Annotated in this window: 15 protein-coding genes and 2 pseudogenes; 6 read left to right on the forward strand and 11 right to left on the reverse strand. The window is 57.8% G+C overall.

What is annotated here, in order from left to right; translation table 11 throughout:
• Positions 1-1,329: 1,329 nt before the first annotated feature.
• Positions 1,330-1,716 carry a DUF4431 domain-containing protein gene (locus ACVOLS_RS19965; RefSeq protein WP_481547080.1) on the reverse strand — a complete coding sequence of 129 codons (387 nt, stop codon included), beginning with the start codon at positions 1,714-1,716 and terminating at the stop codon, positions 1,330-1,332.
• Between the two features lie 719 nt (positions 1,717-2,435).
• On the opposite strand from ACVOLS_RS19965, the gene ACVOLS_RS19970 reads away from it, so the two are divergent.
• On the forward strand, positions 2,436-2,702 hold the full coding sequence (locus tag ACVOLS_RS19970; RefSeq protein WP_481547081.1) for a hypothetical protein: 267 nt from the start codon (positions 2,436-2,438) through the stop codon (positions 2,700-2,702).
• A 63-nt stretch (positions 2,703-2,765) separates the two neighbouring features.
• Here the strand turns inward: ACVOLS_RS19970 and ACVOLS_RS19975 are convergent, their stop codons facing one another.
• The 10 genes from ACVOLS_RS19975 to ACVOLS_RS20020 form a co-directional block, all read right to left on the reverse strand.
• Positions 2,766-4,016, reverse strand: coding sequence for a Y-family DNA polymerase (locus tag ACVOLS_RS19975; protein WP_481547082.1), 1,251 nt, complete (start codon positions 4,014-4,016; stop codon positions 2,766-2,768).
• Positions 3,991-4,473 carry a LexA family protein gene (locus tag ACVOLS_RS19980; RefSeq protein WP_481547083.1) on the reverse strand — a complete coding sequence of 161 codons (483 nt, stop codon included), beginning with the start codon at positions 4,471-4,473 and terminating at the stop codon, positions 3,991-3,993. Before ACVOLS_RS19980 ends, ACVOLS_RS19975 begins: the two co-directional genes overlap by 26 nt.
• A 1,138-nt stretch (positions 4,474-5,611) precedes the next feature.
• Complete coding sequence (locus ACVOLS_RS19985; RefSeq protein ID WP_481547084.1) at positions 5,612-6,088, reverse strand: hypothetical protein; 477 nt, start codon at positions 6,086-6,088, stop codon at positions 5,612-5,614.
• Positions 6,089-6,209: 121 nt separating this feature from the next.
• Positions 6,210-6,767 (reverse strand): recombinase family protein, encoded by a 558-nt coding sequence (locus ACVOLS_RS19990; protein WP_003100847.1) that lies wholly within the window; start codon positions 6,765-6,767, stop codon positions 6,210-6,212.
• Positions 6,761-7,132: a hypothetical protein gene (locus ACVOLS_RS19995; RefSeq protein WP_003100853.1), complete on the reverse strand. Its 372-nt coding sequence runs from the start codon at positions 7,130-7,132 to the stop codon at positions 6,761-6,763. Before ACVOLS_RS19995 ends, ACVOLS_RS19990 begins: the two co-directional genes overlap by 7 nt.
• Positions 7,129-7,629 carry a hypothetical protein gene (locus ACVOLS_RS20000; protein WP_003100856.1) on the reverse strand — a complete coding sequence of 167 codons (501 nt, stop codon included), beginning with the start codon at positions 7,627-7,629 and terminating at the stop codon, positions 7,129-7,131. The genes ACVOLS_RS19995 and ACVOLS_RS20000 overlap by 4 nt, the downstream gene beginning before the upstream one ends.
• Positions 7,626-7,952, reverse strand: a complete 327-nt coding sequence (locus ACVOLS_RS20005; protein ID WP_003100858.1) for a hypothetical protein — start codon at positions 7,950-7,952, stop codon at positions 7,626-7,628. Before ACVOLS_RS20005 ends, ACVOLS_RS20000 begins: the two co-directional genes overlap by 4 nt.
• 254 nt (positions 7,953-8,206) lie before the next feature.
• Positions 8,207-8,563, reverse strand: a complete 357-nt coding sequence (locus ACVOLS_RS20010) for a cupin domain-containing protein (protein WP_003465043.1) — start codon at positions 8,561-8,563, stop codon at positions 8,207-8,209.
• Positions 8,564-8,799: 236 nt separating this feature from the next.
• Entirely contained in the window at positions 8,800-9,186 is a 387-nt protein-coding gene (locus ACVOLS_RS20015) for a HepT-like ribonuclease domain-containing protein (RefSeq protein ID WP_003100872.1), read from the reverse strand.
• Positions 9,183-9,473 carry a nucleotidyltransferase family protein gene (locus ACVOLS_RS20020; RefSeq protein WP_001247892.1) on the reverse strand — a complete coding sequence of 97 codons (291 nt, stop codon included), beginning with the start codon at positions 9,471-9,473 and terminating at the stop codon, positions 9,183-9,185. Before ACVOLS_RS20020 ends, ACVOLS_RS20015 begins: the two co-directional genes overlap by 4 nt.
• Positions 9,474-9,631: 158 nt before the next feature.
• On the opposite strand from ACVOLS_RS20020, the pseudogene ACVOLS_RS20025 reads away from it, so the two are divergent.
• The 5 genes and pseudogenes from ACVOLS_RS20025 to ACVOLS_RS20045 all read left to right on the forward strand — a co-directional run.
• Positions 9,632-10,099 (forward strand): annotated as a pseudogene (locus ACVOLS_RS20025) (DUF4158 domain-containing protein); the annotation flags it as partial.
• Positions 10,100-10,446: 347 nt separating this feature from the next.
• Positions 10,447-11,007 (forward strand): chlorite dismutase family protein, encoded by a 561-nt coding sequence (locus ACVOLS_RS20030; RefSeq protein ID WP_002718009.1) that lies wholly within the window; start codon positions 10,447-10,449, stop codon positions 11,005-11,007.
• A gap of 252 nt (positions 11,008-11,259) precedes the next feature.
• Positions 11,260-12,768 (forward strand): annotated as a pseudogene (locus tag ACVOLS_RS20035) (Tn3-like element ISPa38 family transposase); the annotation flags it as partial.
• Between the two features lie 792 nt (positions 12,769-13,560).
• Entirely contained in the window at positions 13,561-14,202 is a 642-nt protein-coding gene (locus ACVOLS_RS20040) for a tyrosine-type recombinase/integrase (RefSeq protein ID WP_481547085.1), read from the forward strand.
• Between the two features lie 16 nt (positions 14,203-14,218).
• Positions 14,219-14,926, forward strand: a complete 708-nt coding sequence (locus tag ACVOLS_RS20045; RefSeq protein ID WP_481547086.1) for a hypothetical protein — start codon at positions 14,219-14,221, stop codon at positions 14,924-14,926.
• Positions 14,927-15,017: the final 91 nt, after the last annotated feature.

The following is a 15,017-nucleotide window of genomic DNA, read 5'->3' on the forward strand; positions in this document are numbered from 1 at the left end:
TTACAATCCAACACGCCGCCACAGCCATCTAGGCGGGGTCAGTCCTGACGAGTTCGAGGCAGCGCATCGCCACCCTCGGTCAGGTGTCCACTAAATCCTGGGAACTCCAGAAGCTTGATCTGCGGACGGTCCTCGGCCAAGTCGATCTCTCGGAGTTCTGAACATGAGCGATTTCACTCGTCGGCAGCTCAGGACTACGATTCCAGGCGCTCTGGCGAAGGTTAAACACGTGACTGAGGAGCTCAAGATACGTACCTAAGGTGCGTCGACCAGGCGGCGAAAGGGGGCTGGGTGAGACGGCGGAGTAGAAATGAGGGCCGCCCCGACAGATCTACTTGCGGTCAAAAGGGGACAGTGGGCGAAAGTGCCGATGTGACGTTCCCAGGTAGCCCCTAGTTGGTCTGTTGCCGTCTACTTCAACGCCTCTCTCCATGTCAGGCAACGGGTACGGCGCTCAAATTCCGTTCCAGGATGCTGGTCGATTGCAATGATGTTCTCCGCTGGAATAGGTTCTGTCGAGTAAGCCTCGTATTTCACGACCTCAGAGCGATCAAACAATCCAGCGGACTCTAGATCCACTTGGCAAACCAAATCCACAAGCACTTGAACTGTTCCCAGGCTGGATATTGGCACCCAAGCTTCGATAACCGTGGGTCGCCCTAGGTTCTGCAAGACATCCGCAATTATCCTGTCATTCGTATGCGCCCAGTACATGGCTTCACCACCCCAGTTTCGCAGAAGAGGGCCAATCGCCGACTCATCTGGTAAGTCACTCGTGAACCCGAACCAGAGTTGTCCCTTACGATTCCGGTGTGCCGCTACGTGGCTGACTCGTAACCGATCTGCCACCTCATTTGTTAGCTCACCCGCTACCTGCGCCGCGTCAATTCGATTTAGCAGCAAGTCCTCAGACAGCACATGAAGCCCGTCTTGGCGGATTTCACAGACTTCAGCATCAAGTAGTCGCGTGCAGTGCCAACCACGAAGAGCGTAGCGGCGTAGCTCAGGGGTCAAAATATCGTGTAGCTGGTCATAGGCGCCGGCCCTTCCGGGACTCTCGTTGAACCAAGGCTCAGACCACTGTCGAGAAGCGATCAACTTCGCACGCAGAGTTTCGGACCAAGTGTCTGCCCTTACGGGATCTAGCGGAAGGATTTGCATAGTTCTTTGACGATTGCACGAGAGGAAAAGGGCGAGCTACGCTTCAGCTTGAAGGAACCGGATTGAGTAGGCTGTCAAGCAGCGGCTTTTAGTCAATGGCGCCCTATGGCCAGGAATAGCCGAACCGTGTAGTGACATCAGCCTCAATGAACTGTTTGCCCTCTCTGCTTATCTAGCAGCAGAGAGAGCTTTGACTAGCAGCAAGACATCAGTTTGATGGTGGCCATTGTCGGAATGGAATAGATTTCCAGTAGCTGCAATGCGGCGGCCCTTGAGCTGCACAAACTGATCCGCTGTCTCTTTGTCAAGAGCAAGGTGGATTAGCATCACGCCTTTTTCTGTTGGCTCAAAAAGTTCGTCGCCGGGAGTTGAGCTGACTGTTATTGGAAGCACCAACTCAAGTGCCGGGTAAGTAATTTTGGCGCCATCAGGCGTTTCTCCTGGCGCAGAGATGAGTGTTCCGTAAAGTGTCACCTCGGAAGGGCCATATGCGTATGTTTGAGCAAATGCGGCGGAAGAAATCAGAGTGGATAATATTACGAGGAGACTGGTCATTAATCTCATGAGTAAGCTACCAAGTTGAGGGGGAACGCTAACACTTGAAGTAGATGTGTTGCGAAACAACGGCGGATCGAAAGAGCTGTTAAGCAGCTCACTCCAACCGCATGGCCTAGACAGAGACATCCTGAGATATTTGCTGCGCGTAAAGCTGCTTGCCAATGCCTACAGCATGTACCTCGATCTACCCAAGCTCAAGTGTGTTGCCGAAGATTGCTACGCCGTGTGCAGCGAGGAAATTGCACCTCGAGGTCAGGGTATGCGACTGATACCGAGGTACGTTGGAAGCCGAAGGTACTTGCTGCAAGCTTCCGCCATCAGCGGATGCCCACGCGAGGATGGTCCATCCTATTAATGCGACGCGTCACTTTAATGTGATTGCGCAAGAATGAGAGGGTGGGGCGTCCACTAGGCTTAGTGTGCTCCAGCAGGTCGTCTATTTATTCACCGCCGACTTGGCCAGAATGGGATGCAATAGGCTTGGGCAACCTGCGAAGCCTCAACTTGGGGAGGTAGTTGAAAAAGTGATTCCACACTCTGGGAAGAAGCATAGTCTCCCTGCATTTCTTGAAACCATCGTCACTGAAGGGGTTTACCAGCGGTGGTTGTTCCTGAAAGCGCGGGCACACGTGAAGCGCGATCGGCTTCGGGGCCATACGTGCACGGGGGCGGGGTACCGAGAAGCGATACACGCAGCTGTGCTGGAGTCGAACGGTATGGATGCATACACCGGCGAGGCGCTTAACTGGTTGTTGATCAGCACCTACGACAACGAAGCATCGAAGGAGGGGCGCCACGGATACAAAGCCGGATTCGCGCTATTGCCAACTGTAGACCATGTTGATGCAGCCGCAATTGCGGCCAGTTTCAAGATTTGTGGCTGGCGGACCAATGACGCGAAGCACGACCTCTCCATCACTGCTTTTATGGAGCTTTGCCGGGCAGTTCTTTTGCACGCAGGCTACCGCGTCGAGAAGCCATGAGGTTGAGAATTGCTTCCATTTAGTTCGTCAATTCCAAGAGAATTGATGGTTATTTTTGGTCGACTAGCAGGAAGCGCGCGGGAGGTCGCTGATTCGCGTCGTGTAGTGGGGGGAAAGTTGTTGTTGTCGCATCCTCCAGGCCGGCTTGTCCTGCCAGCCCGTAGCCCCGAGGCCGGCAGTGCCGCGGCCGAACTTACGGTTGATGGCGTCCAGCGTGGACATCAATGCCGCATCGCCAACTGTCGCCGGCGAGAACAGGTCTCCCTGCAGCTCCCCGGGCTTAGCCAGATCGATTAGGCATACCCCGGCCTTCTTGTAGCTGTATCCATTGCGGAGCATGCCGCGCAGCATTTCCCGTAGAGCAGAGAGCACCACGCGGGTGTCGTTGGTGGGCGCCGACAGTTCGGCCGTTCGGCGGGGGTGGTGCTGACCCATCTCAGGACGGAATGGGTCGGTATAGGCAAACACCCACAGCGCTGAGGCGACAAGGCCTCGCTGTCGGAGCTTCTCGCACGCACGAACGGTGAAGGTCGCTAGGGCCTCCGCGATCGCCTGGTGATCGTCTACCCGTTCGCCGAAGGAGCGGCTGACCATGATCTGCTGGCGGTCAGGCTCGACGTCTTCAAGGCCCTGGCAGGGGTAGCCCTGAAGCTCGCGCTGCGTTCGGTGGAGTACGACTCCGAAGTGCTCGAGGATCAGGTCTGGCCGGGCATCGCGCACCTGGGACGCGGTAGTGATGCCCATAGATGACAGCTTGGCTGCCCAGCGGTGGCCGACCCCCCATAGGTCGGATGCGGGGAATCTCGCGAATGCCTCCTCGTGCGCGGTGGGGTCAGAAAGGTCCACGACACCTCCCGACGTCTTCGCGAGCTTGTTGGCCATCTTGGCCAGCGTCTTGGTTGGGCCGATGCCGATGCAGTTCGCTATGCCCGTCCAGCGATGCACACGTTCGCGAAGGGTGTACGCGAGCGCGGTGCGGTCCCTGATGCCGGACAGGTCGAGGAAGGACTCGTCGATACTGTAGACCTCAACCCGCGGCACTGAATCGCGAAGGATCGACACCATCCGCCCACTCATGTCGCCGTACAGGGCGAAGTTCGCGGACCGCATGTGCAGCCCGTGCCTACGCACAAGATCCTTCAGCTCATGAGCGGGTTGTCCCATCTTGATGCCGAGGGCTTTGGCTTCAGCCGATCGTGCAATTGCGGAACCATCATTGTTGCTCAGCACAACCAGAGGCTTGCCGCGCAGATGCGGCTGAAAGATCTGTTCGCAGGATGCGAAAAAATTATTTCCGTCCAGGATGGCGAACACTGCCGTACCTCCGCTGGATCTGGCGTGCAACGCCGGTGACAGCAAAGACCTCGACTTGGGTTTCCTGCTCAAGCACGATCGGACGGTGTTCCGGGTGTGCAGAATGCAGCTCGATGTGGTCGCCACATATCTTCAGCACCTTACAAGAGGGTTGGTTGCCATCCCAGATGGCGAGCACCAGATCGCCGTCGTGAGGGGTGACTGAGCGGTCGACCACCAGCAGGTCTCCATCACAGATGCCGGCCATTAGCATCGACCAGCCGTCGGCCCTGTAGAAAAACGTGGCGGCCGCGTTGCGGACAAGCCAGTTGTTGATGTCGATCGTGTCGTCCAGGAAGTCCTCTGCGGGCGACGGGAAGCCTAGGCGAGCATGCACGCCGGCCAGAGGGCGAGGGCGCGGGATCGGATCAACGGTGGCGGCGCCAAGGAAGTGGGCGAGGGTGGGGAGCTCTTGCATAGGGTATAGACTCGCCCCTCAGCGTCTCGCCCCATGAGATCTGGCGTGTGTTTAGCGGTTGCTGCGACGAACCCTGATGCGAGTCAAGGGACCTTGCATTGATACGAGTAGTACGCGGGATAAGGCCCCGTGGGCCATTTACCCTGGGAAGCATAACTCAGGTCCTGGACGCCCTGGGTCTGAAGTGCAGCCCAATCGCCAGTCAGGTATACGCCAATGTAAGGAGGCTTCCATCCGGTTGGAGTGCATTCGTATCCGAGGAAGTCGCCTCCACTGCACGTGCTTTCGCTCACGGGGATGCAAGACGCATAGGCCAAATATTTCTGCCCTATGTTGGCGGCACCACAGCTCATTTGTGGCGACTGCAGGCTGCCGGAAGATGCGCCGCCCGAGCGGACATTTCGGCTGGCGCAAACTATCCCTGAGGATGGAGGCTTACCGCCTTGGTTCCCACCCGATCCCGAAGGCGGATTTGTAACGCATCGATCAGGATAGGAGTCACAAGGATCAGGGAGCCTCACCGTCGTGGCGCCCATGTTGTGCGGCTTCCCTCCTGCCAACGTGGAATCTGCCCACGTATGCCGGTCATAGCGCACCTGATTTGGTGTGGTCGAAGTAACGCCGGAAACGCGGCTTTGCGAGGCGGTGCTGACGTCGATCGATAACGCCACTATCAAACAGCAGGTCAAATTTGCGAGTTTCAACGTGTCACCCAGTATTTAGAGAATCCCTATGGACGAACTGCGCTTAGATTGGAACGCTGGGATGCTATCAACTGGGTTCGCAGCACTCGACTGACTAACTGGGCGTGCTGGATGGGTGGTTGGATGGCAGACAATGAAGGACCTTCCAGCACGCAAAACGTTGTCTTATGAGCCATTTCATGGCCTGCATGTCACGGCCAAAATCAAAACGATGGTGTCGATGATGTGAGCGAGGGCGAAAGCTCTCGCAAGCACCATTGATCGGCCGTCCGACGTGAATTATGAGAGATGCCGCCCGTCATTGCGGGGCGTCGTGTTGGTCTGACGCCGCGAGGCCCTAACCTCTGTAGGCCGGGGCCTCGTCCCATCGCTTATGGGCCTGTCAGCTGGCCATCGATCATCTATCAGTGGCCCTGGATGCCAAGGGGCAAGGTTCAGGGCGCTTGATCGTCCTGGCCGGATAGCTTCCGAAGAACTGCAGCGTGGCGTTCTTTGTGTTCAGCGGCAGATCGGATCGTGGCGCGCCACATGTGAAATTCGACAGCTGCATCTATGTCGCGCTGGCGAATCGTTTTGCCGTTGCTGATGGCATCTGCAATCCAGTTGCGGAGTTCCGGGTTCTGATCGGTGAGAGTTACCAGGGTCTTTAATTGGTCTTCGTCCGCAGCACGCAGGGTATTCCCTGCGAACGGGAAATGAAAAGCAGCGGCGCCGACCAATAGGGTGCCACTCACTACCCACCAATTAGCGAGCTGAATATTCGCCAAGAGAATTGGCCACAAAGCGAGGCAGATCAACGGGGCGACGAAATAGCTGTTGTCCTTGAGGTAGGCGCGCCTAACGAGCCCCGGCTCCGCGGCCTCTGCATCAGTGTAGATATGGTGAAGAACAGGTTCTTTTTCAGTGGTCATACGGTCCTCTTCAATCAACGTTGGTGTTGTGCGACCAAATCTACTTGTCGTGAGCTACGCCAAAAGTTGCGGCGGCGCTGCATCTATAGGGGTCGTCTCAGAAAACGGAAAATAAAGCACGCTAAGCGTGCGTGGAGGCTGGCACCCAGCGGTACAGCGTCGGAATGGACACGCCGAGGTTCTTGGCCACGTCCTTGGGCGGCACCCCGCTGGCCAGCAGCTTCTTGGCCGACTCGATCTTGCTGTCGGTCATCTTCGGCTTGCGGCCGCCTTTGCGGCCGAGCTGCTTGGCGACTTCCAGCCCGGCGCGGGTGCGCTCGACGGTCAGCTCGCGCTCCATTTCGGCAAGGCTCGCCATGACGTGGAAGAAGAACCGCCCGGATGGTGTGCCGGTGTCGATGGAGTCGGTGAGGCTCCTGAACTGGACACCGTGCTTGTGCAGATCGCCGACCAGATCGACCAGTTGCTTGACCGACCGGCCCAGCCGGTCGAGCTTCCAGACGACCAAAGTATCGCCTTCGCGCAGCATTTCGAGCGTCTTGGCCAAGCCAGGCCGGTCTGCCCGCGTGCCACTCACCTTGTCCTCGAAGACCTTTTTACATCCGGCCTTGCTCAAGGCTTCGCGTTGCAGCTCCAGGTTCTGATCCTGCGTCGAGACGCGCGCATAGCCAATCAACATGGCTTGTCTCGCGCCCGGTCGATGCGTTCCTGCATCGCCTGCATCACTTCTTCGTGGGTGTACGATCTGGCGTTGGCGTCGGTGGCTTGCCGCAGGGCTTCCTCAACCTCGCGCGTCATCCGCTCGTAATCCTCCGGCCACAGCGCTTGCTCCATGCGCAGCGACGCCTGACCCAGCAGGTGCAGCAGGCTGAACAGCCGCATGTCGTTGGTGGCGACGATGCGCTCCCGAATCTGCTCCTGAATAGCTTCGCTAGCCCGATGCGCTTGTGGTGTGGCAGTCCCCTCGTAGTCAGCGGGGAATTCCGCTTCCTCGGCAATCCTTGCCCAGGCGCTGGCCAGCGCCTCGATGGTTGACGTGCTCATTTCCGCCGCTCCTGTGCTCTTTGGCGAATCAACCGGCCAAGGGGCCTCGACGCGAAAACCAGCAGCATCACGCCTATCGGATACCAGGTCGAGAAGACCACCAAGGCATCGAAGGCTGGCCGTCCGGTGTTGGTAGGCAGTACGGCGGTCACAGCCATCAACCCGCCGACCGTCCAGATGATGCGCCACACGTAGGGCATCACGCGGGGCACGTAGCCGTCATCGAAAGCGGTCTGGTAGTAGCGGCGCAGGCCGCGCTCGGCAAGCGCCTGGCGCTGCCGCTCCGACAGCGCATCCGTCCGGCCATACCAGCGCCGGAATGGTGGACAGCGCAGCAGCAAAGGGGTGAAGAGGATCATCACCGCCACGATCGCGACACCCCACGCCATGACGGCGCCGGCATCGGGCCGCTTGGCGTTCTCGATCACGGGCGCGAAGACGCCCGGAGCACCGATCATCCAGAACAGCGCAATGTGCTGATGGAAGGAGAGCTTCATTTGCTCATCCACTTGCGCAGCAGGCGCTTTTTCAGGGAGGCGCGTTCTTGCGGGTTGCGTCCCTTGTGATTGGCGATGCGATCCGCCGTGGCGGCCTGGCGCTTGACGGGCCAGTAGGAGCGGCCATCCTTGCCCATCGACCAGACGCTGCTGGCCTGGTTTTCCAGCAGGGGCAGATGGGCGCTCAGGGCTTCGGGCGACGCGCTGGTCAGCGCCGTGCGCTCACGGGTGCGCCAGCGCTGATGCCAGAGCTTCTTGTCCTCGCGCTCGCTGCCGCAGGTCGTGTGCCCGACGATGGGTGTTTTGCGGCGGCTGCGGCTCATAACGTAGTGGTCTCCAAGAACATTCAGGACTGATCCCAGGCGTCGATGGTCAAGACCTGATCGGCAGGACAGGCGGCTACGCGGTCGGGAACTGGATGGTGTTCAGTCTCATGCCGACCCCATTCGATTGATCGCGTCGCTTGCGGCACGCTGCGACGCAAGGAGGTTTGCGACCTGGTTTAGCAGCCGTGTCCGCTGCATGTCTGTTACCTATCTCCCCGACCGCTCATTGGACCAACTCCAGAGATTGGGCTCTATCGCTCAGCCAATACGAAACCGGCATTGGCTGATGCCACAACCGAGACGAACACAAATGGCTCGGTACCTGTATTTCGCGCCCCGTGCACTTGGCCCGGTCTTGCCACGGCTATCTCACCTTCCCTGAGGGCACGAACAATCCCATTGCCCTGAAAGTAATCAGCCATTCCCGACAAAACAGTCCACGTGTCTTGGCCGTGAGGATGAATGTGAGCCGCAATTTCCTGCCCGGGATGGACATGCCAAACCACGATAATTGAGTCTCGGGTTTCAAGCACAACGGAACGAATAGGCTCGCCTTCGGACGGCTGAACATACTCGGCTACAGAAAATATTCTCGATTCAACAGTCATCGGAGATCCCTCTTTCACAGTGCCCCCAGACAGGCTGGATATGAGTTCTAACTCGAATTTGAACGGGAGGCTGGTCGTGCGGTCGTGCAGTTGCCGATGAGCGTGTCGGCTGCTGCCTCCTTGCCCACCAGCGAACTCACGTCCGTTGCGGCCATCCAGAAGGTCTTGCCCGAGCGCGGCTCATAGGTCGCGGGATCGAACACGCCAGAGGGGCCGAACATCGGCGGCTTGATTGGTCATGGCTCCATGCCTTTGTCGTTACGGTCTTCATCGTCGGCATCCTGACGCACGGCGGGCAATTGCTGGAGCAACGCCGGCAGCCATTCCTGTACCGTCTCCCACACCACATCGAGGTTGATGTCGAAATAGCCGTGAGCCATGCGATTACGCATATTGCGCATGCTGCGCCACGGCACGTCGGCATGCGCCTGGGTGAACTCGACGTAGCCATCCATCACCTTTGTGGCCGCCTCGCCGATGACGATCAGGCTCATGATGACGGCCTGCTGGGTGCGCTTGTCGGCCAAGAAGTCGTCCTTGGCCATCCCTTCCACGAAGCTGCGCGCATCGGTTGCGGCCTGCTGAATGTGGTCGAGGTAATCGGGCAGGCGGTTCTCGCTCATATCGGTTGCGCCTCCGCGAGCACCTTGGCCCGGAACTTCGGCGGCAGGTCGCCGGGAGTCAGCAGATCGACGTCAACGCCGAGCAGCGATTTCAGTTCTTCTTCCAAATCGCCCAAGTCCAACAACGTGGCACCGGGCAGCGCATCGACCAACAGGTCGAGGTCGCTGCCATCCCGGTCGGTGCCATGCAGCACCGAGCCGAAGACGCGCGGGTTCGCGGCGCGAAAGCGGCCTACCGCTTCACGCACTGCGCTTCGCTTCATGTCAAGCACAACAGACGGTCGCATGGGCATCCTTTCTTATCGAAACTCGTTGAGATGATATGCAATCAAGAATAGAATTTCAAGAACTATTTTCGAGAATCGCAATGCCTTGATTCCCGTGCCGCGCCGGTTGCCTTGGCGGGCTTGTCACAAACCTACGTTTTCAAGAAGAAGGAAACCGCATGCCCCGCCGTTCGATCCTCTCCGCCGCCGAGCGCGAAAGCCTGCTGGCGTTGCCGGACACCAAGGATGAGTTGATCCGTCACTACACGTTCAGCGAAAGCGACCTCTCCATCATCCGGCAGCGGCGCGGCCCGGCCAATCGGCTGGGCTTCGCGGTGCAGCTCTGCTACCTGCGCTTTCCCGGCGTCATCCTTGGCGCTGATGAGCCACCGTTCCCGCCATTGCTGAGACTGGTCGCCAACCAGCTCAAGGTCGGCATCGAAAGCTGGGACGAGTACGGGCAGCGTGAGCAGACCCGACGCGAGCACCTGGTCGAGCTGCAAACGGTGTTCGGCTTCCAGCCGTTCACGATTGGCCACTACCGGCAGGCTGTCCAGTTGCTGACCGAGCTGGCCATGCAAACCGACAAGGGCATCGTGCTGGCCAGAGCCTTGATGGGGACGATAGAGAAAACGGAAAAAATCGTACGTTAAGCGTACGGCCTGTCAGGTTGAGACCCTAGAGGTTGCCGGCGAGGCGTCAGAAAATGCTGGAATCGGCCCTATCCTGACGCGGCCCAAGGTTCCGGCCTGACGCCTAGTTAGGGCGTACCGATACGGTACAATTAATTTTTGAAATGGCGACAAACGGCTATTTTCTGGCGGTCGTATCACAGACCAATTCGATGCTATATTTACAATTTAACTGGGGGCGCTGGTAAGCGTAATGCAATACTACGCTAAGCGAGGCGAGACGATGATGCACAAGCATGGGATGGGCAGATAGGTTTTTTGAGGCTGTAAAAAAGTTAACACACTCACATGAAGGGGGTGAAATGGATACACGATTATTTGCATTCGTCGGCGGAGACAGCGGTCTTTGGCGGATCGTTGGAACCGAAACCATAGTTGGCAAGTCACTGCCTGAAGCCAAAAGGCTCAACGTAATATCTGCCTCAGAGTTGCAGCCCGAAACCAATGCACCCTGGGTACTTCGCGGAATAACAAGCAATGAACGGTATGTCATGCGCGAAGAGAAGAACGAAATTGTGGTGAAGCAGCAAGGGCTAGCGCGCCCAGAAGCAACTTGCGCTGCGTTGATACCGATCCGAAAAAACGCAGCTTGGTGGGAATTCACGCAAGACGAGCGCCGGAGCGTTTTCGAAAAGTCAAAGCACATCCAAATCGGGCTCAACTACTTGCCTGCAGTAGCGCGCAAGCTCCACCACTGCCGCGACCTCTCTGAAAATGAACCGTTCGATTTTCTCAATTGGTTCGAGTTCGCGCCAACCCATGAGGCTGAGTTCAACGCATTGCTTTCCGAACTGCGTGCAACAGAGGAATGGAAGTACGTTGACAGAGAAGTCGATATCCGTCTCGTGCGAGAGGCGGCGTAGGTCAATCCCCGTCTGACCGCTCAGAGGCGTTAGCGGGCAGCCGGCACTGCATCTATTGATTTTGGATAGCTTGGAACCCGGCATTTCACTTGCAATTAATTCGAGCACGCCGCCATGAAATGCGAGCCGCCGCCGTCGATTGCAAGCTCGTTTGCAGATAGCGTGAGCATCAGCGCGCCGTCAGTTGCAGTTAATTCGAGCCGAAAGCGGCGTCGAATGCGAGCACGCCCGTTTTCAAACGCGAGCCGCTACAACTACCTGGTGCCGCCCGCGAAATTCGCCAGCCTCAAGCAGGCCAGCGAATTGCCGCTGGCCGTGGCCACCGATTGCGACCAGTACCTGCATGACCGGCTGACGCTGCTGGAAACGCAGCTCGCCACCGTCAACCGCATGGCGCTGGCCAACGAGCTGCCGGACGCCATCATCACGGAGTCGGGCCTGAAGATCACGCCGCTCGATGCGGCGGTGCCCGATACCGCACAGGCCCTGATCGACCAGACGGCGATGATCCTACCGCACGTCAAGATCACCGAATTGCTGCTGGAGGTAGACGAATGGACGGGCTTCACCCGGCACTTCGCCCACCTGAAGTCAGGCGACCTGGCCAAGGACAAAAACCTGTTGCTGACCACGATCCTCGCCGACGCGATCAACCTGGGCCTGACCAAGATGGCGGAATCGTGCCCCGGCACGACCTACGCCAAGCTGGCCTGGCTGCAAGCCTGGCACATCCGCGACGAAACCTACGGGGCGGCACTGGCCGAGCTGGTCAACGCGCAGTTCCGACATCCCTTCGCCGAGCATTGGGGCGACGGCACCACGTCATCGTCGGACGGCCAGAACTTCCGCACCGGCAGCAAGGCCGAGAGCACCGGCCACATCAATCCGAAATACGGCAGCAGCCCAGGGCGGACGTTCTACACCCATATCTCCGACCAGTACGCGCCGTTCCACACCAAGGTCGTGAACGTCGGCGTGCGCGACTCGACCTACGTGCTCGACGGCCTGCTGTATCACGAATCCGACCTGCGGATCGAGGAGCACTACACCGACACGGCAGGGTTCACGGACCACGTCTTCGCGTTGATGCACCTGCTGGGCTTCCGCTTCGCCCCGCGCATTCGTGACCTGGGCGACACCAAGCTCTACATCCCGAAGGGCGATGCCACCTACGAGGCGTTGAAACCGATGATCGGCGGCACGCTCAACATCAAGCACGTCCGCGCCCATTGGGATGAAATCCTGCGGATGGCCACCTCGATCAAGCAGGGCACGGCGACGGCCTCGCTGATGCTCAGGAAGCTTGGCAGCTACCCGCGCCAGAACGGCCTGGCCGTCGCCCTGCGTGAGCTGGGACGCATCGAGCGCACACTGTTCATCCTGGACTGGCTGCAAAGCGTCGAGCTGCGCCGCCGCGTGCATGCCGGGCTGAACAAAGGCGAGGCGCGCAACGCGCTGGCCCGCGCCGTGTTCTTCAACCGCCTGGGGGAAATCCGCGACCGCAGCTTCGAGCAGCAGCGCTACCGGGCCAGCGGCCTCAACCTGGTGACGGCGGCCATCGTGCTATGGAACACGGTCTATCTGGAGCGGGCCGCGAACGCCTTGCGTGGCCACGGTCAAGCCGTCGATGACGGCCTGTTGCAGTACCTGTCGCCGCTCGGCTGGGAGCACATCAACCTGACCGGCGATTACCTCTGGCGCAGCAGCGCCAAGATCGGCGCGGGCAAGTTCAGGCCGCTACGGCCGCTGCAACCGGCTTAGCGTGCTTTATTTTCCGTTTTCTGAGACGACCCCTCTATAGGCTGGCACCATTTCATTCAAGCGCTCGATTCAATCAAGCGTTTGTCATAATCTATATTATGCGAACTTCTGGTATATTTAAGGATGTTGCGTAAAGAAGGCCTTCTAGCCCTCAAGAACTGCAACAGCGACATGATGAATGGTAAAAATCATGTTGCGCCCTAGTGAGATATGCCTGTGCTGAGTTTGCTCACTGATCCCCGAGTTCCCAGTCCACTCCGCGGCCCATTGCTTGTTGATGACCGTAGGTTGCCTCGCTACTGGAGCAACGTCTGGCTATTGATGTCGGGCGCTGATCTCGCTTCATCGAGCCAGGTCAAGAGGCTTCGTTACGTTGAGAGCCTCTATGCCCACGCAGACCGCTTGTTCGGAAGGAACTCCCTAGATGACGCTCTAGGCAATCTTGACGACATTCGGCTCGCAGAGATTCTCGAATCCTGGTTCGTCTCAATCCGCAATCAGGCCTTCATAAGCTTGGCCGACGAATCACGCTGGAGAACCGGGTTCTCATTTGTAAGTTCGATCGTCACCTGGCTGTCCAAGACAACACTGCCGATAGACCGACTCAAGACAATCGAAGTTCGGTTGCATCGACTTTCCAATCTCTACGGTCAACTACACGTCCGAAGGCTAAGGACAACGAGCCAGGTTCGCTCGTTGCCGAGTGTTGTAGTTGAGGCGCTGTATGAAGTTCTGGATCCTTCCTCAGCGAACAATCCGTTCCCGCGGATGCATGCCAGGTGGCTAGCCTTCATGGCTTTTCTGTTGATGCTTCACCAAGGACTTAGGCGAGGTGAACTGCTGCTGCTTGCGGCTGATGTCGTGAAAAGTGGTTTCGATAAAAAGCAGCAACGCTCGCGCTATTGGCTAAACGTGCAAGAAAGCAACTATTCGGATGAAGACGATGATCCGAGGTACTCGCGACCTAGCATCAAGACCGCAAGCTCTGTGCGCCAACTCCCTGTAAGTGATGTGATGGCTGGACTAGTCCAGGTGTACGTCGAAAATTACCGAGGGAAACCAAATCACGCTTTCCTTCTGAACACTCAGCGGGATAGCCCATTGTCGACGGAGTCTCTGACGAAGATGTTCACCAAGGTATCGCGAGCGCTCCCTCCTCTTGTTCTTAAGGAGCTGAAGGATCGCACTGGGAAAAGTTCAGTGACGCCGCATGACCTTCGCCATACATGCGCAGTCGTTCGTTTGAATCAACTGCTTCAGCAAGGCGACCACATGGATGAAGCTTTGCAGAAGATCCGGGGATTCTTTGGCTGGTCCAAGGATTCGCTGATGCCGACCCGATATGCTCGTGCGGTGTTTGATGACCGGCTTTCCACGATCTGGAACAAAGATCTGGATGAACGCGTCGCAATTCTAAGCGCGATACCGTCATAACGGCCCGGAGCCTTCAATGCCTCAACTGCGCGAGCAAGATCAATTTCCCAGCGAAGTAATCCTTCGCGGCTTCGCTTCGCAACTCCCGCGGTTGCCGCCCGTAATCCGATACCACGACGACTACGAAGACAAGCTCCGTACGATACGTGACCCGCAAAGTTCGGAGCGATTCGATATCCATACTGATGGTCGAATCATCCCGATTTCATTCGATCTGAGTTCTGACGCCCTTATCACCCTGCTCAAACACGCGTTTTTGCATCTGCTCGGTGCAGACCTAGCCGCGCGAACTGCTGCAAATTACGTGCTAGCTGGGAAACGCCTGAGTGTGGGCGATGTTGCCAAATTCTTCGATGCTGGACCAACGAAGGTTCAATCAAACTGGGCAACGCTGGCTGCAGAAAATCTGCAACGAGATGTGTATCTGTGCGTGAAGACCTTGCTCAGGGTGATTTCAAAGTATCGAATTGGAGATTGGGATGAGTCATACAACGATATCATCTCTGCCCTACCCCTGCCCTACATAGACAAATATGCATCCGTTCGTTCAGGCGTTGCTTTCCTGTCTGTCAATGACGAGGCCGCTGTAGTCAGGTACTTGAACGATGCCGCATTGAGGTCAGGCGAGTCCATGGGTCATGACGAGCTCCGAGAAGCCGCCATGCTGCTTTGTTGCTATCAATTTGGAATGCGCCCTAGTCAGATTGGAGTTCCCAGGATTTAGTGGACACCTGACCGAGGGTGGCGATGCGCTGCCTCGAACTCGTCAGGACTGACCCCGCCTAGATGGCTGTGGCGGCGTGTTGGATTGTAAA

It is taken from the genome of Stenotrophomonas sp. STEN038, assembly GCF_056759895.1.

Coding starts and splice junctions, on each gene's coding strand:
- ACVOLS_RS19980 (WP_481547083.1), bottom strand. CDS start 4,473: ATGCAAGAGCTCCCCACCCTCGCCCACTTCCTTGGCGCCGCCACCGTT.
- ACVOLS_RS19990 (WP_003100847.1), bottom strand. CDS start 6,767: ATGTTGATTGGCTATGCGCGCGTCTCGACGCAGGATCAGAACCTGGAG.
- ACVOLS_RS20015 (WP_003100872.1), bottom strand. CDS start 9,186: ATGAGCGAGAACCGCCTGCCCGATTACCTCGACCACATTCAGCAGGCC.
- ACVOLS_RS20005 (WP_003100858.1), bottom strand. CDS start 7,952: ATGAGCCGCAGCCGCCGCAAAACACCCATCGTCGGGCACACGACCTGC.
- ACVOLS_RS19965 (WP_481547080.1), bottom strand. CDS start 1,716: ATGACCAGTCTCCTCGTAATATTATCCACTCTGATTTCTTCCGCCGCA.
- ACVOLS_RS20030 (WP_002718009.1), top strand. CDS start 10,447: ATGGATACACGATTATTTGCATTCGTCGGCGGAGACAGCGGTCTTTGG.
- ACVOLS_RS20020 (WP_001247892.1), bottom strand. CDS start 9,473: ATGCGACCGTCTGTTGTGCTTGACATGAAGCGAAGCGCAGTGCGTGAA.
- ACVOLS_RS20010 (WP_003465043.1), bottom strand. CDS start 8,563: ATGACTGTTGAATCGAGAATATTTTCTGTAGCCGAGTATGTTCAGCCG.
- ACVOLS_RS19985 (WP_481547084.1), bottom strand. CDS start 6,088: ATGACCACTGAAAAAGAACCTGTTCTTCACCATATCTACACTGATGCA.
- ACVOLS_RS19970 (WP_481547081.1), top strand. CDS start 2,436: ATGGATGCATACACCGGCGAGGCGCTTAACTGGTTGTTGATCAGCACC.
- ACVOLS_RS19995 (WP_003100853.1), bottom strand. CDS start 7,132: ATGAGCACGTCAACCATCGAGGCGCTGGCCAGCGCCTGGGCAAGGATT.
- ACVOLS_RS20045 (WP_481547086.1), top strand. CDS start 14,219: ATGCCTCAACTGCGCGAGCAAGATCAATTTCCCAGCGAAGTAATCCTT.
- ACVOLS_RS20000 (WP_003100856.1), bottom strand. CDS start 7,629: ATGAAGCTCTCCTTCCATCAGCACATTGCGCTGTTCTGGATGATCGGT.
- ACVOLS_RS20040 (WP_481547085.1), top strand. CDS start 13,561: ATGGCTTTTCTGTTGATGCTTCACCAAGGACTTAGGCGAGGTGAACTG.